This window comes from Streptomyces sp. NPDC001668, from assembly GCF_042893155.1.
In the GTDB taxonomy this organism is placed as follows: Bacteria; Actinomycetota; Actinomycetes; order Streptomycetales; family Streptomycetaceae; genus Streptomyces.
In genome coordinates this window covers 227,542-249,195 of the sequence record NZ_JBIAUQ010000011.1, presented here as the reverse complement: position 1 = coordinate 249,195, position 21,654 = coordinate 227,542, and the positions used below count along the sequence as shown (strand labels likewise).

Annotated in this window: 23 protein-coding genes; 10 read left to right on the top strand and 13 right to left on the bottom strand. The window is 71.6% G+C overall.

The features are described from left to right. Window positions 1-147: 147 nt before the first annotated feature. Together ACFYZ8_RS30150 and ACFYZ8_RS30145 are read right to left on the bottom strand one after the other, a co-directional pair. Complete coding sequence (locus ACFYZ8_RS30150; RefSeq protein ID WP_388538150.1) at window positions 148-1,038, bottom strand: 2-hydroxy-3-oxopropionate reductase; 891 nt, start codon at window positions 1,036-1,038, stop codon at window positions 148-150. Between the two features lie 27 nt (window positions 1,039-1,065). After that, window positions 1,066-1,887, bottom strand: coding sequence for a TIM barrel protein (locus ACFYZ8_RS30145; protein ID WP_388538151.1), 822 nt, complete (start codon window positions 1,885-1,887; stop codon window positions 1,066-1,068). A 139-nt stretch (window positions 1,888-2,026) separates the two neighbouring features. On the opposite strand from ACFYZ8_RS30145, the gene ACFYZ8_RS30140 reads away from it, so the two are divergent. From ACFYZ8_RS30140 to ACFYZ8_RS30110, 7 genes are all read left to right on the top strand, one after another. Continuing rightward, window positions 2,027-2,278, top strand: coding sequence for a hypothetical protein (locus ACFYZ8_RS30140; protein WP_359031444.1), 252 nt, complete (start codon window positions 2,027-2,029; stop codon window positions 2,276-2,278). A 47-nt stretch (window positions 2,279-2,325) separates the two neighbouring features. Next, a complete protein-coding gene (locus tag ACFYZ8_RS30135; RefSeq protein ID WP_359031479.1) occupies window positions 2,326-2,634 on the top strand; it encodes a helix-turn-helix domain-containing protein in 309 nt (102 codons plus the stop codon). 84 nt (window positions 2,635-2,718) lie between these two features. Beyond that, the gene (gene uraD, locus ACFYZ8_RS30130; protein WP_388538152.1) at window positions 2,719-3,231 is read left to right on the top strand and encodes a 2-oxo-4-hydroxy-4-carboxy-5-ureidoimidazoline decarboxylase; all 513 of its coding nucleotides are present in this window, start codon (window positions 2,719-2,721) and stop codon (window positions 3,229-3,231) included. A 2-nt stretch (window positions 3,232-3,233) separates the two neighbouring features. Next, window positions 3,234-3,629, top strand: a complete 396-nt coding sequence (uraH, locus tag ACFYZ8_RS30125) for a hydroxyisourate hydrolase (protein ID WP_388538154.1) — start codon at window positions 3,234-3,236, stop codon at window positions 3,627-3,629. A 5-nt stretch (window positions 3,630-3,634) separates the two neighbouring features. Then, window positions 3,635-4,528, top strand: coding sequence for a factor-independent urate hydroxylase (gene pucL / locus ACFYZ8_RS30120; RefSeq protein WP_359031449.1), 894 nt, complete (start codon window positions 3,635-3,637; stop codon window positions 4,526-4,528). Window positions 4,529-4,658: 130 nt separating this feature from the next. Further along, complete coding sequence (locus ACFYZ8_RS30115) at window positions 4,659-6,035, top strand: 8-oxoguanine deaminase (RefSeq protein ID WP_388538156.1); 1,377 nt, start codon at window positions 4,659-4,661, stop codon at window positions 6,033-6,035. Between the two features lie 219 nt (window positions 6,036-6,254). Beyond that, window positions 6,255-7,619 carry a nucleobase:cation symporter-2 family protein gene (locus ACFYZ8_RS30110; protein ID WP_388538158.1) on the top strand — a complete coding sequence of 455 codons (1,365 nt, stop codon included), beginning with the start codon at window positions 6,255-6,257 and terminating at the stop codon, window positions 7,617-7,619. Here ACFYZ8_RS30110 and ACFYZ8_RS30105 read toward each other — a convergent pair. Together ACFYZ8_RS30105 and ACFYZ8_RS30100 are read right to left on the bottom strand one after the other, a co-directional pair. Then, on the bottom strand, window positions 7,604-8,443 hold the full coding sequence (locus ACFYZ8_RS30105; protein WP_388538159.1) for a chitosanase: 840 nt from the start codon (window positions 8,441-8,443) through the stop codon (window positions 7,604-7,606). The genes ACFYZ8_RS30110 and ACFYZ8_RS30105 overlap by 16 nt on opposite strands. 4 nt (window positions 8,444-8,447) lie before the next feature. Next, window positions 8,448-9,245 (bottom strand): helix-turn-helix domain-containing protein, encoded by a 798-nt coding sequence (locus ACFYZ8_RS30100; protein WP_359031454.1) that lies wholly within the window; start codon window positions 9,243-9,245, stop codon window positions 8,448-8,450. 86 nt (window positions 9,246-9,331) lie between these two features. On the opposite strand from ACFYZ8_RS30100, the gene ACFYZ8_RS30095 reads away from it, so the two are divergent. After that, window positions 9,332-10,195 (top strand): NAD(P)H-binding protein, encoded by an 864-nt coding sequence (locus tag ACFYZ8_RS30095; protein WP_388538161.1) that lies wholly within the window; start codon window positions 9,332-9,334, stop codon window positions 10,193-10,195. 118 nt (window positions 10,196-10,313) lie between these two features. On the opposite strand, the gene ACFYZ8_RS30090 is transcribed toward ACFYZ8_RS30095, so the two are convergent. Next, window positions 10,314-11,750, bottom strand: coding sequence for an MFS transporter (locus tag ACFYZ8_RS30090; RefSeq protein ID WP_388538162.1), 1,437 nt, complete (start codon window positions 11,748-11,750; stop codon window positions 10,314-10,316). A gap of 109 nt (window positions 11,751-11,859) precedes the next feature. Between ACFYZ8_RS30090 and ACFYZ8_RS30085 the strand changes: the two genes are divergently transcribed. Then, window positions 11,860-12,255, top strand: a complete 396-nt coding sequence (locus ACFYZ8_RS30085) for a helix-turn-helix domain-containing protein (protein WP_359031458.1) — start codon at window positions 11,860-11,862, stop codon at window positions 12,253-12,255. 1 nt (window position 12,256) lies between these two features. On the opposite strand, the gene ACFYZ8_RS30080 is transcribed toward ACFYZ8_RS30085, so the two are convergent. From ACFYZ8_RS30080 to ACFYZ8_RS30055, 6 genes are all read right to left on the bottom strand, one after another. Then, window positions 12,257-12,679 (bottom strand): acyl-CoA thioesterase, encoded by a 423-nt coding sequence (locus ACFYZ8_RS30080; protein WP_388538164.1) that lies wholly within the window; start codon window positions 12,677-12,679, stop codon window positions 12,257-12,259. Between the two features lie 55 nt (window positions 12,680-12,734). Then, entirely contained in the window at window positions 12,735-13,358 is a 624-nt protein-coding gene (locus ACFYZ8_RS30075) for a hypothetical protein (RefSeq protein ID WP_388538165.1), read from the bottom strand. Window positions 13,359-13,427: 69 nt separating this feature from the next. Further along, on the bottom strand, window positions 13,428-14,027 hold the full coding sequence (locus ACFYZ8_RS30070; RefSeq protein ID WP_359031461.1) for a histidine phosphatase family protein: 600 nt from the start codon (window positions 14,025-14,027) through the stop codon (window positions 13,428-13,430). A 683-nt stretch (window positions 14,028-14,710) separates the two neighbouring features. After that, complete coding sequence (locus ACFYZ8_RS30065; protein WP_359031462.1) at window positions 14,711-15,106, bottom strand: DUF5955 family protein; 396 nt, start codon at window positions 15,104-15,106, stop codon at window positions 14,711-14,713. Between the two features lie 9 nt (window positions 15,107-15,115). Continuing rightward, window positions 15,116-17,428 (bottom strand): hypothetical protein, encoded by a 2,313-nt coding sequence (locus ACFYZ8_RS30060; RefSeq protein WP_388538389.1) that lies wholly within the window; start codon window positions 17,426-17,428, stop codon window positions 15,116-15,118. 103 nt (window positions 17,429-17,531) lie between these two features. Continuing rightward, the gene (locus ACFYZ8_RS30055; protein ID WP_359031464.1) at window positions 17,532-18,740 is read right to left on the bottom strand and encodes a pyridoxal phosphate-dependent aminotransferase; all 1,209 of its coding nucleotides are present in this window, start codon (window positions 18,738-18,740) and stop codon (window positions 17,532-17,534) included. Between the two features lie 87 nt (window positions 18,741-18,827). Between ACFYZ8_RS30055 and ACFYZ8_RS30050 the strand changes: the two genes are divergently transcribed. Further along, entirely contained in the window at window positions 18,828-19,454 is a 627-nt protein-coding gene (locus tag ACFYZ8_RS30050) for a winged helix-turn-helix transcriptional regulator (RefSeq protein ID WP_388538167.1), read from the top strand. A 103-nt stretch (window positions 19,455-19,557) separates the two neighbouring features. Here the strand turns inward: ACFYZ8_RS30050 and ACFYZ8_RS30045 are convergent, their stop codons facing one another. Continuing rightward, a complete protein-coding gene (locus ACFYZ8_RS30045) occupies window positions 19,558-20,370 on the bottom strand; it encodes a hypothetical protein (RefSeq protein ID WP_388538168.1) in 813 nt (270 codons plus the stop codon). Beyond that, window positions 20,370-21,635, bottom strand: coding sequence for a VWA domain-containing protein (locus ACFYZ8_RS30040; RefSeq protein ID WP_359031467.1), 1,266 nt, complete (start codon window positions 21,633-21,635; stop codon window positions 20,370-20,372). Before ACFYZ8_RS30040 ends, ACFYZ8_RS30045 begins: the two co-directional genes overlap by 1 nt. Window positions 21,636-21,654 lie beyond the last annotated feature (19 nt).

Sequence of the window (21,654 nt, the reverse complement as noted above, 5' to 3'; positions counted from 1 at the left end):
CTCCCCTGACCGCACCCGGTACCGGGCGACCACCCCTCATCCGGGTCACCGGGCAGGTCGGGGGCGGGCAGGGAGGGTTTCCGGTCCGCGGTGGCGCCTGGGCGCGACAGGACAGATGTCAGCGCCGCCGCGGACCGGAAGTCGGGATCAGATGTGGGCGCCGGACAGCCGCTCCACGCCCCGCAGCAGTGCCGAGTGGTCAAGCCCTCCGTCGCCCTGCGCGCGCAGGCCGGCGACGAGCTGGGCGACCACGGCGCCGACGGGCAGGGCCGCGCCGACGTTGCGGGCGGCGTCGGTGACGATGCCCATGTCCTTGTGATGCAGGTCGATCCGGAAGCCCGGCCTGAAGTCGCGCTGAAGGAAGTTGTCCTTCTTGCGGGTCAGCACCGTCGAGCCGGCCAGGCCGCCGTTCAGGACGTCCAGCGCGGCCTTGAGGTCCACGCCCGACTTCTCCAGGAAGACCACGGCCTCGGCGCACGCCTGGATGTTCACGGCGACGATCAGCTGGTTCGCGGCCTTCACCGTCTGGCCCGAGCCGTGCGGACCGCACAGCACGATGGTCTTTCCGAGCGCCTCGAAGATCGGCTCGGCCTCGTCGAAGTCGGCCTGCTCGCCGCCGACCATGATCGACAGCACGGCCTCGACGGCTCCTGCCTCGCCCCCGGACACCGGCGCGTCCAGGACGCGGATGCCCTTCGCGACGGCCGCCTTCGCCAGATCCACCGAGGTCTGCGGGGTGATCGAGGACATGTCGATCAGGAGGGCGCCGGAGCGGGCGTTCGCCAGGATGCCCTCGGGGCCGTAGGCGATGGCCTCCACCTGCGGAGAGGCGGGCACCATCGTGATGATCACGTCGGCGTCCCGCACGGCCTCGGCGATCGAAGCGGCGGCGGTGCCACCGGCGGCGGCCAGCCGGTCCAGCTTGTCCTGTTCGAGGGTGAAGCCGGTGACGTCGTAACCCGCCTTGACCAGGTTCTCGGACATGGGGGAGCCCATGATGCCGAGGCCTATCCAGGCGATCTTGGGGAGGTTGCTCATGAAGGGGTGCCTCTCAGGAAAGGGGGATCAACGGAACAGCCAGTCGAAGGCCTCGGAGCTCGGGCGGTCGCCGGGCTTGTACTCCAGGCCGACCCAGCCGTCGTAGCCGGCCTTGGTCAGCAGGCCGAGCAGCTCCTCCAGCGGCAGCGTCCCCGTGCCCGGCGCGCCACGGCCCGGGTTGTCGGCGATCTGGACGTGCCCGGTCTTCGGGGCGAACTCCTCGATCACCGCCGGCAGGTCCTCGCCGTTCATGGACAGGTGGTAGAGGTCCATGAGGAAGCGTGCGTTGTCCAGGCCGGTCGCCTGGTTCACCTTGTCGACGATCCCGACCGCCGCGGGCGCGCTCACCAGCGGATACCGCGGCGACTCGGGCTTGTTGAGGGCCTCGATCAGCAGGATCGCGCCGATCCGGCCGGCCGCGCGGGCGGCGAGGACCAGGTTCTCCAGCGCGAGCGCGTCCTGCTCGGCCGGGTCCACACCCTCGACGCGGTTGCCGTACAGGGCGTTGAGCGCCGTGGCGCCCAGTGATCCGGCGAAGTCGGCGGCCACGTCGATGTTGGCGCGGAACCGGTCCGACTCCTCGCCCGGGATCGACAGGGCGCCCCGGTCCGGACCGGGCAGCTCGCCGGCGTAGAAGTTCAGGCCCGTGAGCTGGACGCCCGCGTCCTCGATCGCCTTCCTCAGGGCGTCGAGCCCGGACCGCTCGGGGGTGGGGGTGTCGATCCAGGGCCACCACAGCTCGACCGCGGTGAAGCCGGCCGCGGCGGCTGCCGCGGGGCGCTCCAGGAGCGGGAGTTCCGTGAAGAGGATCGACAGGTTGACGTTGAAGCGCTGCTCCGCGAATCCCATGGGGTCCTGGCGCTCCCTTCCGTGTCGAGTAGTTCCGTATTGCGGAAGTTAGTTTCTGCTTATTGGAAGATTGCCGCCGGGGCGAAGGCGTTGTCAAGAGGGCCCGACGGAAAACGGCACCGCGGGTTAGGTTGTGCGCGTGCGATTGAGAGTGGAGTTCACGACCGAGCCGTTCGACCTCGACGAGGCCCCGGCGCACGCGCTCGTGGCCCGCGAGGTCATCGAGGCGGCCGAACTGGACGCGGTGGACGTCGGCCCGTTCGGCAACACGGCGGAAGGCGGCGCCGACGAGGTGCTCGCGGCCGTGGACGCCCTGCTGCGCAGGACCCTCGCCTCCGGCGCCACCCGGATCTCCCTCCAGGTCAACGTGATCGGGGAGGCCGGCGCGTGAGCTCCGACGAGCCGTTCATCGCGGCGGTCAAGCCGCTGGTCGACGCCATGGGCGGCGAGCTGCTCCCGCCGGACGAGGCCGGCCCCGACGATGTCGTGCTCGCCTGGGAGGGCGCCGACGTGGTCGCCGTACGGCTGCCGCAGCTCGCGGACTCCCTCGATCACATCCTGGCCGCCATGGAGCGCAAGCAGGGCAAGCCGCTCGCCGACCTGGACCGCAAGGCCAAGCAGGAGGTCGTCCGCATATTGGAGGCGCGTGGCGCCTTCTCCGTACGGCACGGCGTGGAGACCGTGGCGAGCGCCCTCGGGGTCAGCCGCTTCACGGTCTACAACTACCTCAACCGGGACAAAACGTAGGCCGCAGGGCCCAGGGGGTTTCGTAACCCCGAATTTTCAACAAAGTGTTGACGTGATGTCGCGTGGGGGCGTTAGCTGACTCCCGTGACTTCGACTTCCACGTCTCCCGGCCTGGCCCGGTTCAACGGCCTGGAGGAGCACGCGGCCCACGCGGTCCTCATCGAGGCCTGCGCCTCGACGGCGTGGGCCCGGCGTCTGCTCGCCGGCCGCCCCTACGCGACCGCGGAAGACCTCTACGCCACCAGTGACGCCGCCATGGCCGAGCTGACCGCCGACGACCTCGCCGAGGCGATGGCCGGTCACCCGCCGATCGGCCGCCCCAAGCCGGGCGACCCGGCCTCGGCCCGCGAACAGCGCGGCATGGCCGGCGCCTCCGAGGAGCTCAAGGCGGAGATGCTGGAACTGAACCTGGCGTACCAGGAGCGGTTCGGCCATGTCTTCCTGATCTGCGCCACCGGCCGCACCGGTGAGCAGATGCGCGACGCGCTCAAGGAGCGGATCGGCAACGCGCCGGAGCGGGAACGCGAGATCGTCCGCGCCGAGCTGGGCAAGATCAACCGCATCCGGCTCGCCCGTATCGTCGAAGAGGACGCCTGACCATGAGCACCAGCACCACCGCATCCGTGTCCACGCACATCCTGGACACCAGCGTCGGCCGCCCCGCGCAGAAGGTCGCCGTCCAGCTCTCCGCCCGCGCGGGCCGGGACGCGGACTGGCGGGCGCTCGGCGGCAGCGCGACCGACGCGGACGGGCGGTGCAAGGACCTGCCGGCGCTGCCGGAGGGAACCACCCACGTACGGCTCGACTTCGAGGTCGAACCGTACTTCCTGAAGAAGCAAGCCGATGCGCAGCAGGACGCCCCCGCGAATCGGGACAGCGGTGCCGGAGTGTTCTTCCCGGAGGTGGCGATCACGTTCGCCGTCGTGCCCGGCGAGCACTACCACGTACCGCTGCTGCTCAACCCGTTCGGCTACTCCGTATATCGAGGGAGCTAGCAGACATGCCCACTCTTGGACAGAACCAGTACGGCAAGGCCGAGAACCGAGTCGTCAGGATCACGCGGGACGGCGCCACCCACCACATCAAGGACCTCAACGTGTCCGTGTCGCTCTCCGGCGACATGGACGAGGTGCACTACTCCGGCTCCAACGCCAACGTGCTGCCGACCGACACCACCAAGAACACGGTGTACGCGTTCGCCAAGGAGCACGGCATCGAGTCCGCCGAGCAGTTCGGCATCCACCTCGCCCGGCACTTCGTCACGAGTCAGGAGCCGATCAAGACCGCGCGGATCCGCGTCGAGGAGTACTCCTGGGAGCGAATCGAGCACGGCAAGGAGAGCGCGCACTCCTTCGTCCGCAAGGGCCAGGAGACCCGCCTGACCCAGATCACGTACGACGGCTCCTCCTGGGAGGTCGTCTCCGGGCTCAAGGACCTGACCGTACTGAACTCGACCGACTCCGAGTTCTGGGGCTACGTCAAGGACAAGTACACGACCCTGCCCGAGGCGTACGACCGCATCCTGGCCACCGAGGTCTCCGCCCGCTGGCGCTTCAACTGGTCCGACGACCAGCAGGAGATGCCGGACTGGGAGGAGTCCTACGAGCAGGTACGGGGTCACATGCTCCGGGCCTTCGCCGAGACGTACTCCCTCTCGCTCCAGCAGACCCTGTACCAGATGGGTTCGCGGATCATCGAGAACCGCGGTGAGATCGACGAGGTCCGCTTCTCGCTGCCCAACAAGCACCACTTCCTGGTGGACCTGGAGCCGTTCGGCCTCAAGAACGACAACGAGGTGTACTTCGCCGCCGACCGGCCCTACGGCCTGATCGAGGCGACCGTCCTGCGGGACGGCGTCGAGCCGAGGATCCCGGTGGACCTCTCGAACCTCTAGCAACTCCATCGCGCAGCAACTCCATCGCGGCACCCGCGGCCGGGCAAGGGCCCTGGACGGCTCTCCGGCCGCGGCACTCAAACTCCCGGGGTCCTGCCGTGCCCTCTCCACCCAGCGCAAAGGACGAACCATGGCAGCAGACCGGCGCATCGTCATCGAGAACTGTTCGATCGCGACCGTGGACGCGAGCGACACCGAGTACCCGAGCGGGTACGTCGTCATCGCCGGCAACCGCATCGAGTCGCTCGGCGCGGGCCGGGCACCCGAGGGCCTGGAGAACGTCGACCGCCGTATCGACGCCACCGGCCACCTGGTGACCCCCGGCCTGGTCAACACCCACCACCACTACTACCAGTGGATCACCCGGGGCCTCGCCACCGACCACAACCTCTTCAACTGGCTCGTCGCCCTCTACCCGACCTGGGCACGCATCGACGAGCAGATGGTCTACGCGGCCGCCCAGGGCTCGCTCGCGATGATGGCCCGCGGCGGCGTCACCACCGCCATGGACCACCACTACGTCTTCCCCGCCGGTTCCGGCGACCTGTCCGGCGCGATCATCCGAGCCGCCCGCGAGACGGGCGTCCGCTTCACCCTCGCCCGCGGTTCCATGGACCGCAGCGAGAAGGACGGCGGCCTGCCCCCGGACTTCGCCGTGGAGACCCTGGAGGGCGCCCTCGCCGCGACCGAGGCGACCGTCAAGGAGCACCACGACTCCTCCTTCGACGCGATGACCCAGGTGGCCGTCGCGCCCTGCTCGCCGTTCTCCGTCTCCACCGAACTCCTGCGTGAGGGCGCCGAGTTGGCCCGCCGCCTCGGAGTGCGGCTGCACACCCACGGCTCGGAGACGGTCGAGGAGGAGCAGTTCTGCAAGGAACTGTTCGGCATGGGCCCCACCGACTACTTCGAGTCCACCGGCTGGCTCGGCGAGGACGTGTGGATGGCGCACTGCGTCCACATGAACGACTCCGACATCGCCGCCTTCGCCCGGACGAAGACCGGCGTGGCCCACTGCCCTTCGTCCAACGCCCGGCTGGCCGCGGGCATCGCGCGGGTCCCGGACATGCTCGCGGCCGGCGTCCCGGTCGGCCTCGGCGTCGACGGCACGGCGTCCAACGAGTCCGGCGAACTCCACACCGAACTGCGCAACGCCCTGCTCATCAACCGCCTCGGCGCGCACCGGGAAGCGGCCCTGAACGCCCGGCAGGCGCTGCGCCTCGGCACCTACGGCGGCGCCCAGGTCCTGGGCCGCGCGGCCGAGACCGGCTCCCTGGAGGCGGGCAAGCTCGCCGACCTGGTGCTGTGGAAGCTCGACACCCTCGCCCACGCCTCCATCGCCGACCCGGTGACCGCGCTGGTCTTCGGCGCGGCGGCACCGGTCACCGCCTCGTTCGTGAACGGCCGTCAGATCGTCGAGGACGGGCGCCTGTTGCACGTCGACGAGGACCGGATCGCACGCTCGACGCGGGAGCAGGCGCAGCGCCTGGCCCGGATCGCCGGTCACTGAGCCTCGTACGGCATCGATCTCCGGCCGGGAGGGACGGCTCCCGGTCGGCAGCCGTGGACGCCGCGTGGTGCCCACGGCGGCCGTGCCCGGGGCGCGTGTGGGACGCACGCGCCCCGGAACGGTCTCCGTTCCCGGTCCCGCACGACCACTCGCACCACCTCCATGAAACCCACGGCACCGCCGCTCGGCGGCCGTGTAACCGCCCGGAGGCGAGCCGCAGTGTCAGTCCACCCCGTCGACGAAAAGCTCCCCGCTCTCAAGATGGCGACCACCGGCCTCCAGCACGTGGCCGCCATGTACGCCGGAGTCGTCGCCCCGCCCCTGATCGTCGGCGCGGCCATCGGCCTCTCCGCCGCCGACCTCACCTTCCTCACCGGTGCCTGTCTGTTCACCGCGGGCCTCGCCACCTTCCTCCAGACCCTCGGCGTCTGGAGGATCGGTGCCCGGCTGCCCTTCGTCAACGGCGTCACCTTCGCCGGAGTGGCCCCCATGACCGCGGTCGTCGCCTCCACCGACGACAAGTCCGACGCCCTGCCGGTCATCTTCGGCGCGGTGATCGTCGCCGGACTCCTCGGCTTCCTCGCCGCCCCCTTCTTCAGCAAGGCGATCCGCTTCTTCCCGCCGGTCGTCACCGGCACCGTCATCACCCTGATAGGCGTCTCGCTGCTGCCGGTCGCCTTCGGCTGGGCCCAGGGCCCCGACCCGGCGGCGCGGGACTACGGTTCGACCACCAACCTGGGCCTGGCCGCGGGGACGCTCGCGATCGTGCTTCTCCTACGGCGCTTCACGCGCGGCTTCGTCAAGCAGATCGCCGTGCTGCTCGGCCTGGTGGCCGGCACGCTCCTCGCGATCCCCTTCGGCGCGACGGACTTCGCCCCGGTCACCGACGCGGCCGTCGTCGGCTTCCCGACCCCCTTCCACTTCGGCGCCCCGCGGTTCCAGCTCGCGGCGATCCTCTCGCTGTGCGTGGTGATGGTGGTCTCGATGACCGAATCGACCGCGGACATGCTGGCGTTGGGCGAGATCGTCGAGCGCCCGGCCGACGAGAAGACCATCGCCGCGGGCCTGCGCGCCGACACCCTCGGCTCGGCGATCAGCCCGCTCTTCAACGGTTTCATGTGCAGCGCCTTCGCCCAGAACATCGGGCTCGTGGCCATGACGAGGATCCGCAGCCGCTACGTCGTCGCCACCGGCGGAGCCTTCCTGGTGCTGATGGGCCTGTGCCCCATGGCCGCCTCGCTCATCGCCGTCGTCCCGCGCCCGGTGCTCGGCGGCGCCGGCGTCGTCCTGTTCGGCTCGGTGGCCGCCAGCGGCATCCAGACCCTGGTCAAGGCGGGCCTGGACAAGGACAACAACGTCCTGATCGTCGCCGTGTCGCTGGCCGTCGGCATCATCCCGATCACCGCGCCGGACTTCTACCACGCCTTCCCCGAGACCGCGAGGATCGTCCTGGACTCGGGGATCTCCACGGGCTGCGTCGCCGCGGTGGCGCTGAACCTGGTCTTCAACCACCTGGGCCGGGGCGGGGACGCACACGAGGTCACCCACCCCATGGAGGCCGTCCCCGCTCAGCCGATCTCGTAACTGTCCCCGTACACCCGCCACTTGAGCGGTGGGTCCAGGCCGAGATTGCCCTGCTGAAGGAAGACCCGCTGGGCCGTCTCGACCCGGCTCACGTCATGGTGGGCCGCCTCCTGCTTCATCGCCCACACCCGGGCGTCCAGGAAGGCGTGCAGATAGGCGGTCTCGTCGCCCCCGTCCGCGGGAGTGTCCGTGCCGTCGCGGGCCCGGCCGCGGATGCCCCCGAAGCTCAGGGCGTCGGTGCCGGGGCCGTGCATGACCATCGCGTCGTAGTACACGAACTGGCCGAGCGTGCCGAGGCCGTCTCTCTTGGCGCGTGCGACCGCCGGGTCGAAGTAGCCGCGGTCCCGCTCGTCGCGCTGTGCCCGGCGGAAGGCGGAGGTCTTCGCCGCCGTCCGCCAGTCCGCGGGGAAGTCCGGGTCCAGCCCGTCGTGCGCAGCGGTGCCGTCCACCGCGCGCAGCGCGGGCAGATACGGGGCCAGGGGATTGTCCGGGACCCGCCGCGTGTACAGCTCGACCAGCGCCAGCATGTCGCTCGTACCGGAGCAGAAACCGATGATGCCGCCCGTGTAGCCGCGGCCGTCCCCGATGTCCTCGAGGTAGGCGTACTGCGCCTCCCAGTCCAGCGATGAGTTCTCCGCGCTGGACACCAGCCGCATCGCGAGGTCCTTCTTGACCGGGTCGTCGAGCCCGGCCGGGTCCGCGGCCTCGGCGGACGGCCAACGGGTGCTCAGCACTCCGGCCCCGAGGACGGCGAGCAGGGTGCGGCGGGCGGCGGTTCTGGACAGGAAGGCCACGTCATCTCCGAGCGGGGGGCGCTGTGACATGGGGTCACCGGCGGTCGATCGCCTGGCAGGCTCCGGGAGCGGGCAGCCGTCCGGCGAAGTAGGAGCGCGGTGGAACCCCCATCAGGGTGCGGAAGTCGGACGTCATGTGGGACTGGTCGTAGTAGCCGGTGACGGCGGCCAGTTCGGCCGAGGCCAGCTCGGTGGCATGGGCGAGCACCGCGCGGACCCGGTCGATGCGGGCGTAGTGCTTGGGCGACAGTCCGACACCGTCGCTGAACAGATTGCGCAACTGGCGCTCGCTGACGGCGAGTTCCCGCGCCACTTCGCCGACCTGGCCGGGTGTGCGCCCCGAGCGCACGGACAGCGCGGCGACCGCGGCCCGCAGCAGTTCGGCGCGGGCCCCGTCGGCGGCGGTGGGCAGCAGGTCCGGGAGGACGTCGGCGAGCCGGGCGGCCACCTCTTCGGGCTTCAGCCGCCCGAGCTCGTACGCCAACTGCCGCGCGGTCCGGCCGGGCAGCGCGGCCAGCGGTACGACCCGCCCGACCAGATCGACGGCCGGGACGCCGAGCAGGGGCCGGACGACCCCAGGGGCCAGCCGTACCTCCGTGCAGGACACATGGCGTTTGGCCGGGTGGTAGGTGGCCCGGACGCGGGGCCCGGAGACCAGCAGGGTGGGCCGGCCCCGCGCCTCGCTGCGGACGATCACCCTGGTCGCGGGATCCGGCAACTGGACGAACGGCGTCCGCGGATCCGCCTGCACGGCCGGGACCCCGATCCCGGTGATCCACGGACGCAGCACGTCGGGGGTGTGCGGGGCCCGCTCGGAGACGGAGTTGGTCACCCGTCCACCGTAAGCGGGGGACGGCGGCTTCGGGCGCGCGAAACGTGCCGGAATTTCCTATCGGCCGGGGCGGTGCGGGGCCCAGCGTGGTGGTCATGATTCTTGTCACGGGTGCCACCGGCACCATCGGAAGTGATGTCGTACGACGGCTCGCGGCGCGCGGGGAGAAGGTGCGCGCGCTCACCCGGGACCCGGCCGGGGCGCAGCTGCCGCGGGGTGTGGAGGCGGCCCGGGGGCACCATCGCGATCCTGACTCCGTGGCGTCGGCCATGGCGGGCGCCGACACGGCCTTCCTCGTGGGTGTCTTCGGCCCGGAGGACGCCGACAGCGACCGGGGGATGGTGGAGGCTGCGCGGGCGGCCGGGGTACGGCGGGTGGTGAAGCTCTCCGCGATCAGTGCGGGCGATCCGAGGACGGGCCTGGGCGGTGTCGCGCACGGACACGGGGAGGAAGCGGTCCGGGAGAGCGGCCTGGAGTGGGTGATCCTGCGGCCCTCCTCCTTCGCGTCGAACACGCTGAGCTGGGCGGGGCCGCTCCGGTCGGGTGAGCCGGTGCCGAACATGCTGGGCTCGGGCGGGCAAGGGGTCGTGGACCCGCGCGATGTCGCCGAGATCGCGGTCGCGGCGCTGGTCGGTCAGGGGCACGTGGGGCGGACGTACACCCTGACCGGGCCCGAGACGCTCAGTCCCCAGGACCAGGCGACCACGCTCGGCGAGGTGCTCGGCCGCCGGGTGGAACTGCGTGACCTGACCCCGCCCGAGACACGTGAACTGCTGGTCGCCTCCGGCTGGAGCGAGGAGTCGGCGGAGGGCATGCTCCGGAGCATCCGGTTCGTGGGGGAGGGCGGGAACGCGGTGGTCACACCGGATGTGGCGGAGGTGCTGGGGCGTCCGGCGCGGACGTACCGGGAGTGGGCGGAGGACCACGCGGGGTTGTTCGGCGGAGGCTGACGGCAGGGTTCAGCTGGACACCGTGACCGCACCCACCCCGGGGGCGCGGGGAACTGCGCGGCCAGGCACGGTGAACCCGCGGTCGCCGCCCGGCACCGCGTGGCACATCCGTAGGCCGTCAACTCCGCGCACCCGCCCGCGGTCGCAGCACCACCGCCGCCAGTGCCAGAGCCCCCACCGCGATCCCCGTCCCCACCCGGAACGCCAGCTGATACCCCTCCGCCGTCGCCGCGACCACTTCGGCCCCGCCCGCCAGCACACCCTCCGTCCGGCTCGCCGCCAGCACCGACAGCACCGCCAGGCCCAGCGAACCCCCCACCACCTGCGTGGTGTTGAACAACCCGGACGCAAGCCCCGCGTCCTCCTCCCGCGCCCCCGCCATGGCGAGCCCGGTGAGCGCGGGCATCGCGGCGGCGAACCCGGTGCCGAGCAGGAGCAGCACCGGAAGGACGTCGACCAGGTACGAGCCGTCGGCGGGCGCACGGCTCAGCAGGGCCATCCCCGCGACGATGAGCACGAGCCCGGCCAGCAGCACCCGGTACGCCCCGAACCGCCCGATGGTCCGTGCCGACAGCCCCAGCATCAGCACCCCGATCACGATCGGCGCCGGCAGGAACGCCGTGCCGGTGAGCAACTCGCCGAATCCCAGGACCCGTTGGACATACAGCGCGCCCAGGAACTGGAAGCCGAACATCGTGGCGATCATCAGGATCTGCACGGCGTTCGCGCCGGAGAGCAGCCGGGAACCGAACAGCCCGAGCCGCAGCAGCGGGCGGGCCGCATGCGCCTGGCGCAGGGTGAACGCCGCGAACAGGGCGAGGGCGACCAGGGCCAGGACGAGCGTGGTGATCACCTCGCGGTCGCCGGACCCGACGATCACGTACACCGTCAGCATCAGCGCCCCCGTCACCAGCGCGGCCCCCGGATAGTCGGCGCCCCGGCCGAGACCTTCGCCCTCCTCCGCATCGAGCACCCGGACCGCCGCCAGCAGGGCGACGATCCCGATCGGCAGGTTGATCAGGAAGATCCAGTGCCAGTTCAGTGCCTGGGTCAGCGCCCCGCCGAGAAACGTGCCCAGCGCCCCGCCCGCGGCACCCACCGCGCTGAACACCGCGATGGCGCGGGCTCGTTCACGTGGCTCGGGGAACAGCGCGACCAGCATGCCGAGCACCACCGCCGAGGTCATCGCACCGCCCACACCCTGCACGGCGCGCGCCGCGATCAGCATGCCCTGGCTGGTCGCCACCCCGCACAGCACGGACGCCGCCGTGAACACCGCGAGCCCCGCCGCGAACATCTGCTTGCGGCCGACCAGGTCGCCGAGCCGGCCCACCAGCAACAGCAGCCCGCCGAACGGGATCAGATAGGCGTTGACCACCCACGCGAGGCCCGGCCCCGAGAAGCCGAGGTCGCTCTGGATGGCCGGCATGGCGACCGTGACGATGTTGCCGTCCAGGATCGTCATGAGCGTCCCCGCGCACAGGACGACGAGGGCCGTCCAGCGGGAGTACGTTCGGTGCGGTGTTCGCGTCGGGTTCTCGACGATGGCCGTCATGGCGGCGGGCCTCGGCTTTCTCCATGGTTCCGACAAGTGGCTTCGGTGCACGACTTGTAACGGGGAACATCGTCAGTGACCATGGAGAGCGGCGTAAGGAGGCAGTCCGATGTCCCAGAGGAACACCGGTGTTACCGTCCAGGTCGTGAACGCGCACGCGTGCCCGGTGCGGGAAGTTCTTGACAGGGTCTCCGGCAAATGGAGCGTGCAGATCCTCGTCGCGGCCGCCCACGGGCCCATCCGCTTCACCGAGCTGGAGCGCAGCATCGAGGGCATCAGCCGCCGCATGCTGACCCTGACCCTGCGCAACCTGGAGCGCGACGGCCTCGTCACCCGCACCGTCCACCCCACGGTGCCGCCCCGGGTCGAGTACGAACTCACCCCGGTCGCACGCGAGTTGCACGACACCCTGCAACGCCTGACCGACTGGGCCGAGCGCAACAGGGTCTACATCGCCGAGGCGCGGGCGAACTACGACGCCGAGCGGGAGCCGGAGCCGGCCTGACCTACAGCCCGAACAGGCTGGGGTCGGTGGCCAGTTCCTTGAAGACCTCGACGGGGTGCGCGACCAGTCGCCGCTCCTTGAGGTCCATGATCCCGCCGACCGCCGTGATCTCGGCCGCCACCGTGCCGTCCTTCTTGCGGATCGTCTGCTGTATGCGGAAGGTCTTGCCCTCGCCCCACTCGAAGGCGCAGGTCACCTCCACCTCGTCACCGGCCAGCAGCTCGCGCCGGTAACGGATGGTGGTCTCCAGCGCGACCGGGCCCACCCCGCTGCCGACGAGCCCGGCCTGGGTGATCCCGGCGGCCTCGAGCAGCGACCAGCGGGCGTGCTCCGCGTAGTTGATGTACACGCTCTGGTTGAGATGGCCCTGGACGTCCGTCTCGTACCCGCGGACGGTCACCGGCACGGAAAACGGCTCGCTCATGTCAATCCCCTCTCACGCCACGGCAGTTGCTGGCCCCGATCCTGACATGTGCCCCCTACACCCGGCGCGGCGAGGCCAGCAGGTAGCGCGCCCTGGTCCGCGGCTCCGTGTACTCGCCGGCCTGCCAGCCGGCCTCCTCCAGGGTGATCGCGCAGGCCCGCAGTGCCTCGCCGTCCGCCGCGTGCACGGCGACGGCCTCGGGTTGCGGGGTCGCGCGCACCCGGTAGCCGGGCGAGCCCCCCGCTTCCGGCGCGTGCCCGGCCGCCTCCAGGGCCAGCGCGGCCGCCTGTACGAGATGAGCGCGCTCCCAGCCGCAGGGACGGTCCGTGGCCCCGTCGGGGTTGGTCATCCGGCGCAGCTCCAGCAGCCCCTGCCAGGCGCTGTGCACCTCACGCGTCCGGGCCGGACCGGAGTCCGCGGGCTCCTCGGTGCCGCCGACGTGCGCGGCGAACACCCCGGAGGCGGGTTCGGCGGCCCGCTCCGGCTCCTCCTCGGGCGTCTCCCGGACGCGGTGCCCGGCGGGGGTCAGGAAATGGTCGTGCGGCGGCCGCGGGTGCCGGAAGGCCAGACCGCGCTTCACCAGGGCGTCCAGCTGGGCCTCGGTGCCCTTGAGCCGTCCGGTGACGGGATCGGCGGCGTCGATGACACGCCGCTGCGCGGCGGTGGGCGGTCGCGTCACGGCGTGCTCCTTCCCCGGGCGGGGGTGTACGACGGCCGTACGGATCACTGACCCCATCCCCTTCGAAGGCTACGACGGGGGTCTGACATTCCACCCGGCGATCACCGGCCGCCCGTGCTCCGTCCCCAGCCGGCCGAGCGTCCCCGTCGCCAGCTGGAACAACGCCCCGGCCGAGGCGGGCAGCCCGAGCCGGCGGGCGGTGAGCACGCGCAGGAAGTGGCCGTGCGCCACCAGCACCACGCACCCCTCGGTGTTCGCGTGCGCCGCGTCCACCTTGGCCAGCACACGGTCGGCCCGTTCACCGACCTGCTCCGGGCTCTCCCCGGGGTGGTCGGGCGGACCGGGTGCCACGCCGTCCGTGAACAGGAACCAGTCCGGGCGCTCCCGCTGGATCTCGACGGTGGTGACGCCCTCGTAGCCGCCGTAGTCCCACTCGCACAGATCGACGTCGACCCGCAGGTCCTGCAGCCCGATGAGCTCGGCGGTCTCCCGGGCCCGTTGGAGGGGGCTCACGAAGGCGGCCCCGATGCGGTGGGAGCGGATCAGCGGCACCAGCCGGCGCGCCTCCTCCCGGCCGCGCTCGGTCAACGGCACGTCCGTCCGGCCGGTGTGCCGCCCGGACCGCGACCACTCGGTCTCCCCGTGCCGGACCAGAAACAGATCACCCATCCGCACACCCTTCCCAGGCACCTCCCAGAACCGTGCCACACCCGTCCGGGCCCTCGCAGGAGGGACTGGGCCGGACGGCCAGGGAACGGGAAGTCGAGCCGTGTACCGCCACGGCCTCGTCAGCCCCCTTCCGGCCGGCTCACCCCCGGTCGTCCGGACCGGCTCGCGCCTGCCCGGCTCGCCGCCCGACCGGTCGGGCCCGGCTGGTCCGGACTGGTCAGGCCGGGTTCGTCCCGACCGGGTCAGGAACGGATGGCCAGGGTGCCCGGCCGGTCTCGTCCGGCCGGTCCTCTTCCGCCCCCGCTCGATCGGGGGGGGGGAGGGGGAGCCGGTCCCAACCTGTCAGGCCCGGTGCGTTCTGACCGGTCCGTCCGGAGCCCAGTCCGTGGTGACCGGCCGGACCTCTTGCGTCCCGAGCGGTCAGGACGATCCGGCATGCCCGGTCCGCCCGGAAGTCCGAGCCCGATGCGTCTCGATCGACCGGGCCCGAGCCGTTCCTGATGGATGCGGTCCCGGTCCGGCCAGGCCGACCCAGGTCATTCCGTCCCGATCGCCACGGTTCACCCGCGCGCCCGCCTCGGAGGCTCCCGGCAGGCCCCTCCGGCGTCTCGGTCTGGCCACCCGTCGGCCCAGGCCGGCCCGACCCACCGATCAGCCGCCCCCACCAACCGGCCCGCCCCGCCTCAGATCCCCGGCAACCCCTGCACCGACTGCGCCAGCTGCCCCACCGCCACGACCAACGGCGTCACCGGCTGGACGAACTCGTTGAGGCGGGTCAGGGCCCGTCGCAGGACCGTCGGCTGGGGTTCGGGCTCGTCGAGTTCCTCGCGGAGGCGGCGCAGCTCCCTGGTCGTAGCTTCGGGGTCGGCCAAAGCAGCCCGGTGCTCCTCCAGCAACCGCTCGACGTACGCGAGGAGTTCGGCCGTACGCTCGGCGTCCTGCGGCTGGAAGGAGACCGAGCCGGAGAACGCCTGGGCGCCGTGTCCCACGGCCTGGTTGCCGACGTGGTGGGTGCCGCCGCTGATCATGACGCCGTTGTTGACCGGAGGGTCCTGCCGGCGGTCGTCGCTGTCCGTCATGAGGACCTCCTACTTGCCGGAACCGACGACGGGCGCGGCCGCGCCGGACTGCTGAGGGACGTGCTGCGTGGCGGTCGCGCCGGCGCCGATCGCCTGGTTGCCGATGATGCTCATGCCGCCCTGCTGGATGAGCCCCTGGTTGAGGATGGTCTGCTGCTGGGCGCGGAAGTCGGTGATGTCGTAGCCGCGGGTGTCGAGGAACTCGCGGATCGCGGCGAGGGTGTGGCGCTCCACCAGGGACGTGATCCGTGCGCCGTCCACGACCTGGAAGTAGTTCTGGTAGTTCGCGCTGACCGCCAGCTCCCGCACGCTCAGCCGGGCGCCGAAGTCGTAGACCGGGTCCTGCTCCAGGGCCTTGAGCTCGTCCACCATGCGTCTGCTGTGCCGCCCCTCGAAACGCGCCTGCCGCAGCGCCCGGGACGGGGCGGCGAAGAAGGCCCTGCCGGTGCCGGGGACCGCGTCCAGCAGCAGCCCCCGCCGCGCGTCGGCGGAGAGGGGGCCGCGCAGCCGGTCCACGACGTGGAAGTCGGCTCGCACCGGGCCGAGCACATGGTTGCTGCAGTGCAGATGGAGCGTTCTGCCCTCGGTCGAGAAGTGCAGGAACACGCTCGGCACCACGTCCCCGCCCCACAGCGGCACATGCACCGCCAGACAGTGCCGGACCGCACCGGTGGGACGCTGCATGATCCGCTCGACCTGGTCGGCCGACAGCCGGGCGACCGGGGCGAGGGTCGTGGCCCTGATGAACCGCTCGTCGTCGCCGACTGCCGTGCCGCTCGCGAAGACCCGGTCCCCCACGAGGAGGGACCCGAGCGCCGCCTCGCCGTCCTCCGCCGCGTCGGACACGCCACGCGTGGCGGTCGCCGACAGCCGCGCGCGTACGTGGTCGACGAGTTCGGTGACGGTGAACGCCTCCGGCCCACCGGGGCGCGCGACCCCCGCGACGGCGTCGTCGGCGGGCAGCAGCGGCACGGCGATCGACCACTGCGTGGCAGCCGGGGCATAGCCGAGGAAGGGCGTGTACCCGCTGTACACCGTGACGTTCCCGTCCTGGGCCTCCCGGATGGCCGCCAGCCGCTCGGCCATCCACTTGCGCGGCGGCACGGTCGGGCGGGGCTGCCGGGAGAACGTCTCGCGGGTCAGGGTCGTGCGCAGCAGCCGGTCGACGGCGAGTTCATGGTGTACGACCGTCACGTAGGCGAGCGCCACCGCCGTGACCGACACCAGCGCGGCCGGCACCCCGCCCAGGTAGGAGCCCAGCAGCCAGCTCACGAACCCGGGGGCGGGCAGCGACGACAGGACGACGCCGAAGCCGAAGGCGAAGAGCACCGCGATGCCCGCCGCGACCGCCGTCCCGACCAGTACCGCCTTCCCCGGCTGGTGCCGGCCGCGGGTGGCCAGACTGGGCCGGCCACCCGCCTGCCGGGTGATCGACAGGAACAGGGTGACGAACAGCAGCCACAGCGGCGCGAACACGGCCACGAGCGTGAAGGCGGCGGTCAGCCGCTGATCCCGGCGGTGCCGCATCTCCTGTGCCGACAGACAGTGCCGTACGACCGTCACCAGGTCGACCCCGGGGGAGGGGGCGACCGCCCCGGCCGCGTCGGCCAGGACGTCCTCCACCACGCGGTCGGCGAATCCTTCGTCCACATAGGCCGCGGCGCACAGATACCGGGTGACGTCACCCGGCGCGCTCCCGACCGGCATGTGGACCGGGGCGGTGGTCATGCCGAGCCCTCCCTTGCTCAGGCGGCCGAGCCGCACGGTCATGGCGCCGACAGGGTTCTCGGTGACTGTGCGCGGCAGACCGGCGGTGAGGAGCGCGAGCAGCGCGCCTGCTGCGAGACCGAAGAGGAGGGCGCTGCGCAGCAGGTCCTTCACCAGCATGTCGGCCGGTGCGAGCGGCACATCGTCGACGAAGGCCTCGTGCAGCCCCCACCAGGCCAGGTTGGCCAGCGCCGCCACCAGCACGCCCGCGGCGAGGCAGCGGAGCGTGCGTGCTGTCCCGCGGGACGCCGGGCGCCGGGCGGAGAGGGCGAGTCCCGCGAGCAGGACCAGGACGGCGAGATCGCTCACGACCAGCGAGGACGCGCTGCCGTACCGGTCGGCGGACACCTCCCAGCGAGGCAGGAACGCGGCCTCCACGAGCCAGCGCAGGAGCTTGTCGTCGGACAGCTCTATGGAGAACTTCCGGTAGTAGTAGTCAGAGAGCGGCCGCTGCACCCACGGGCTGCCCGCGAGCACCACGAGCAGGACCAGCAGCGCGGCACGCCCGCGTAAGACCGAGGACGTGCCCGACACACGCCGACGAGACTTGAACACCTGGGGTTCCCCCATCCCCCGATCCCCTCGGCCCCCGGGATCAGTGGCCGTACCCTAGGGCATCCCCGCTCTCGCCGGCCGTGAATCCCAACAACCCCACCAGCTACTGCCGATATCCGCTCAGGAACCGCCCGATCCGCCCGATCGCCGCCTCCAGGTCCTGCGCGTGGGGCAGCGTCAGGATGCGGAAGTGGTCCGGGGTCGGCCAGTTGAAGCCGGTGCCCTGGACGACCTGGATCTTCTCCCGCAGCAGCAGGTCCAGGACGAACTTCTCGTCGTCGTGGATCTTGTGGACCTTGGGGTCGAGACGCGGGAAGGCGTACAGCGAGCCCTTCGGCTTCACGCACGACACACCGGGGATCTCGTTGAGCTTCTCCCAGGCCACGGTGCGCTGTTCGTACAGCCGGCCGCCGGGCGCGGTCAGCTCGTGGATGGACTGACGGCCGCCGAGCGCGGCCTGGATGGCGTACTGCGCGGGCGCGTTGGCGCACAGCCGCATGGAGGCCAGCATGGTCAGGCCCTCCAGGTAGCTCTTCGCGTGCTGCTTGGGGCCGGTGACGACCAGCCAGCCCGAGCGGAAGCCCGCCACCCGGTACGTCTTCGACAGGCCGCAGAAGGTCAGGACGACCAGGTCGGGGGCGAGCGCGGCGACCGAATGGTGCACGGCGTCGTCATACAGGATCTGGTCGTAGATCTCGTCGGCGAAGACCATCAGGCCGTGCCGGCGGGCGAGGTCGAGGATGCCCTCGATGATCTCCTTCGGGTAGACCGCCCCGGTGGGGTTGTTCGGGTTGATGATGACGACGGCCTTGGTGCGGTCGGTGATCTTCGACGCCATGTCGTCCAGGTCCGGGTACCAGTCGGCCTGTTCGTCGCAGAGGTAGTGGACCGCCTTGCCGCCGGCGAGGGTCGTGACGGCCGTCCAGAGGGGGAAGTCGGGGGCGGGGATGAGGATTTCGTCGCCGTCCTCGACCAGCGCCTGTACGGCCATCGAGATCAGTTCGGAGATGCCGTTGCCGAGGTAGACGTCGTCGACGTCCACCTCCAGGCCCAGCGTCTGGTAGCGCTGGGCGACGGCGCGGCGGGCGGAGAGGACGCCCCGGGAGTCCGTGTAGCCGTGCGCCTGCGGGAGCATCCGGATCATGTCCTGGAGGATCTCCTCCGGTGCCTCGAAGCCGAACAGCGCGGGGTTGCCGGTGTTGAGGCGCAGCACGCTGTGGCCCGCCTCCTCCAGTGCGTCGGCGTGCTCGATCACCGGGCCGCGGATCTCGTAACAGACCTCGCTGAGCTTGCTCGACTGCCGGAACTCCATGCGCTGCTGCCTCTCCGGTTTCCTGTGTTGCTTGGTTTTACCAAGTGGCAGCTTGGAAAGTCCAACAACTTGTCTAGACTGCGTCGCATGTCACCTCGCCGAAGCTACGACCAGTACTGTTCCGCGGCCCGTGCCCTCGACGCCGTGGGCGACCGCTGGACCCTGCTGATCGTCCGGGAGCTGCTGGCCGGTCCGCGCCGCTACACGGACCTGCACGCGGACCTGCCGGGCGTGAGCACGGACGTACTCGCATCACGGCTGAAGGACATGGAGCGCGACGGCCTGACCACCCGGCGCAGGCTGCCCCCGCCCGGCGCGGCCTACGTGTACGAACTCACCCCGCGCGGACGCGAGTTGCTGCCGGTGCTCCAGGCCCTCGGCACCTGGGGCGGACCCGAACTCGGCGAACGACGGCCCACCGACGCCGTGCGCGCGCACTGGTTCGCGCTGCCCCTGCTGCGCTCGCTGGAGGGGGAGGGGCTTGTCGAAGTGCGGCTGGAGGAGGGGGACTTCCACGTGTACGTCGGCGCGCAGGAGGGGCCCGCGTACGGCGACGGGCCGGCACCCGGGGAGCCCGACGCCCGGCTGGTCCTGGACGCCGGGACCTGCGGGGCCCTGAGCCGGGGGGAGTTGGGCCTGCCGGAGGCGGTGCGCGCCGGCCGGGTCGAGGTGACCGGGGACGGCACGATCGCCAAGGCGCTGCGGGAGGCGTGAGGGCGGGGGCGTGAGGGCGGGAGGCATGAGAGCGGGAGGCATGAGAGCGGGAGGCACGAGAAAGGCCCGCCGTACCTGAGCACGGCGGGCCTTCGACAGAGCGTCAGGCGCTCGGCGGCACCCGGTGCGGGCGCCCGGACCCGCGCGTCAGCGCATACCCGCCGACACCCGCCAGCGCGGCGAGCGCGCCGCCGATCGCGGTCCACACCCACCGGTCGGACCACCAGCCGGAGGACCAGCCGTCCTCGGGCTCGATGGCGGACAGCACGGCGGAGGAGTCCTGCGAACCGTCCTTCTCCGCCTCGGACTTCACCGCGATGCCCGGCACCAGCGGCTCGGCCAGCCAACCGTCCACCGCGGCCGAACCGCCGATGTCCTTGGAGTCGGCCCGGACCTCGGTGCTCACCGGCAGACCCAGGTCGGCCGTGGTGAGACCGACGGCCGTCAGACGGACGTAGTACGTCCCCGGCAACGGGTCGTTGGCCCAGGTCTCCGACCAGGCGCGGACCGTGCGCAGTGTGCAGGCCAGCTCCACCGAGGAGGCGTCCGCGGCGGCGGTACGGGTCTGCGCGCCGTACTGGCACGACTGGCGGCGGCGCAGACCGTCGTACACGTCGATCTGCCAGGTCTGCGAGGCGTGGGTCTCGGGCAGCTTCACCGTCGCCGTCACGGTGGGGCGCTGGCCGGCGTCCGCCGGGAACGACCAGTACAGGTAGTCGCCCGTGGAGCCGCTCGCCGTGGCCGTCTGCCCCTGCTCGACCTCGGTCGCCGTACGGAAGGAGGTGCCCGCCTGGGTGGGCGCGTCACCGTCCGCCGACGCCGAGTCCGTGGGAGTCGGCGAGGAGTCGGCCGCGGCCGGCGCGACGGCCAGTCCCAGCATCAGCAGGGAAGCGCTCAACGCGCGTGTGATCCACATCAGTTGGTCCTCCAGACCGCTACCCGCCAGCGTGACAGCCAGCCCCACAGCAGACCGGCGACGAACCCGGCGAGGATCAGCACGCCCAGCAGCCACCAGCCGCGCCCGAGACCGAAGGAGGCCACGTCGCTCGCCTTCGACGGCCCGTCCACGACGTCGACGGTCAGCTCCAGCGGGAGACCCGGTGTGGTCTTCACCCCGGAGGCGGCCGAGAAGGAGTTGGTGACCTGGAGGCACACGGTCTCGGCCGGGGCGTCCTCGTCGTCGCTCTCCGCCTTCGGGTACCTGAGCCCCGTGGAGATCACGTCCGTACGGCCGTTGCCCGCGCCCTCGCCGCGCACGATCTCGCGTCCGTGCACGGTGACCGCCCGCAGCAGCACCCCGTACGAGGGGTTCACGGCCCGGTCGGCCGCCACGCTCACCGAGGCCCGCAGCTCCTGGCCCGGATCGACGTCCACCCGGTACCAGCGCTGCTGGGTGAACTCCTCGCGGTCGGTGTAGAGGCCGGACTTCAGGGTGGGCGCCGTGGCGCAGGTCCCGGCGCCCTCGGTGGCCACCGGGGTCACCACCGGGTCCGCCGCGCGGTCCACCAACTGGTTGACCTTGTCGGTGAGTTCGGTGGCGTGCTCGACCGAGGTGTAGGTGCCGCCGGTCGCCTCCGCGATGCAGCTCAGCTGCTGCCGCATCTTGGTGTTGGGGACCAGGCCGAGGGTGTCGATGGTCAGCCCGATGCCCTTGGCGGCGATCTCACGGGCCACCTCGCAGGGGTCGAGCGGGGCGCAGGTGTCCTCGCCGTCGCTGATCAGCACGATCCGCTTGGAGGAGGCGCTGCCGGTGAAGTCACCGGCGGCCTTCAGCAGCGCGGGGCCGATCGGCGTCCAGCCGGTGGGGGACAGGGTCGCCACCTGGGTCTTGGCCTCGGTGCGGTCCAGGGTGCTGACCGGATAGAGCTGCGCGGTGTCCTTGCAGCCCGTCTTCTGGTTGTCGCCCGGGTAGTTGGCGCCGAGCGTCCGGATGCCGAGTTGGACCTCCTCGGGCGTCGCGTCCAGCACCTCGTTGAAGGCCTGCTTCGCCGCCGCCATCCGGGTGCCGCCGTCGATGTCCGCCGTCCGCATCGAGCCGCTCACGTCGAGGACGAGATCGACCTGCGGCGCGGTACCGCCCGTGGGTTCACCGGCGACCGCCGCGACCGGGAAGGCGATCCCGGCCGTCAGGGCGGCGAGCAGGGCGCCCACTCCTGCCGCCAGCCGTTTTCTTGTGATCATCGCCGGATCCTATTGATCA

What these genes read in the sequence shown, in the direction of transcription:
- ACFYZ8_RS30065 (WP_359031462.1), bottom strand. Translation starts at nt 15,106, where the DNA reads ATGACGGACAGCGACGACCGCCGGCAGGACCCTCCGGTCAACAACGGC.
- ACFYZ8_RS30085 (WP_359031458.1), top strand. Translation starts at nt 11,860, where the DNA reads ATGTCCCAGAGGAACACCGGTGTTACCGTCCAGGTCGTGAACGCGCAC.
- pucL (WP_359031449.1), top strand. Translation starts at nt 3,635, where the DNA reads ATGCCCACTCTTGGACAGAACCAGTACGGCAAGGCCGAGAACCGAGTC.
- ACFYZ8_RS30090 (WP_388538162.1), bottom strand. Translation starts at nt 11,750, where the DNA reads ATGACGGCCATCGTCGAGAACCCGACGCGAACACCGCACCGAACGTAC.
- ACFYZ8_RS30055 (WP_359031464.1), bottom strand. Translation starts at nt 18,740, where the DNA reads ATGGAGTTCCGGCAGTCGAGCAAGCTCAGCGAGGTCTGTTACGAGATC.
- ACFYZ8_RS30145 (WP_388538151.1), bottom strand. Translation starts at nt 1,887, where the DNA reads ATGGGATTCGCGGAGCAGCGCTTCAACGTCAACCTGTCGATCCTCTTC.
- ACFYZ8_RS30070 (WP_359031461.1), bottom strand. Translation starts at nt 14,027, where the DNA reads ATGGGTGATCTGTTTCTGGTCCGGCACGGGGAGACCGAGTGGTCGCGG.
- ACFYZ8_RS30040 (WP_359031467.1), bottom strand. Translation starts at nt 21,635, where the DNA reads ATGATCACAAGAAAACGGCTGGCGGCAGGAGTGGGCGCCCTGCTCGCC.
- ACFYZ8_RS30135 (WP_359031479.1), top strand. Translation starts at nt 2,326, where the DNA reads ATGGGCGGCGAGCTGCTCCCGCCGGACGAGGCCGGCCCCGACGATGTC.
- ACFYZ8_RS30115 (WP_388538156.1), top strand. Translation starts at nt 4,659, where the DNA reads ATGGCAGCAGACCGGCGCATCGTCATCGAGAACTGTTCGATCGCGACC.
- ACFYZ8_RS30105 (WP_388538159.1), bottom strand. Translation starts at nt 8,443, where the DNA reads ATGTCACAGCGCCCCCCGCTCGGAGATGACGTGGCCTTCCTGTCCAGA.
- ACFYZ8_RS30045 (WP_388538168.1), bottom strand. Translation starts at nt 20,370, where the DNA reads ATGTGGATCACACGCGCGTTGAGCGCTTCCCTGCTGATGCTGGGACTG.
- ACFYZ8_RS30050 (WP_388538167.1), top strand. Translation starts at nt 18,828, where the DNA reads ATGTCACCTCGCCGAAGCTACGACCAGTACTGTTCCGCGGCCCGTGCC.
- ACFYZ8_RS30080 (WP_388538164.1), bottom strand. Translation starts at nt 12,679, where the DNA reads ATGAGCGAGCCGTTTTCCGTGCCGGTGACCGTCCGCGGGTACGAGACG.
- ACFYZ8_RS30150 (WP_388538150.1), bottom strand. Translation starts at nt 1,038, where the DNA reads ATGAGCAACCTCCCCAAGATCGCCTGGATAGGCCTCGGCATCATGGGC.
- uraH (WP_388538154.1), top strand. Translation starts at nt 3,234, where the DNA reads ATGAGCACCAGCACCACCGCATCCGTGTCCACGCACATCCTGGACACC.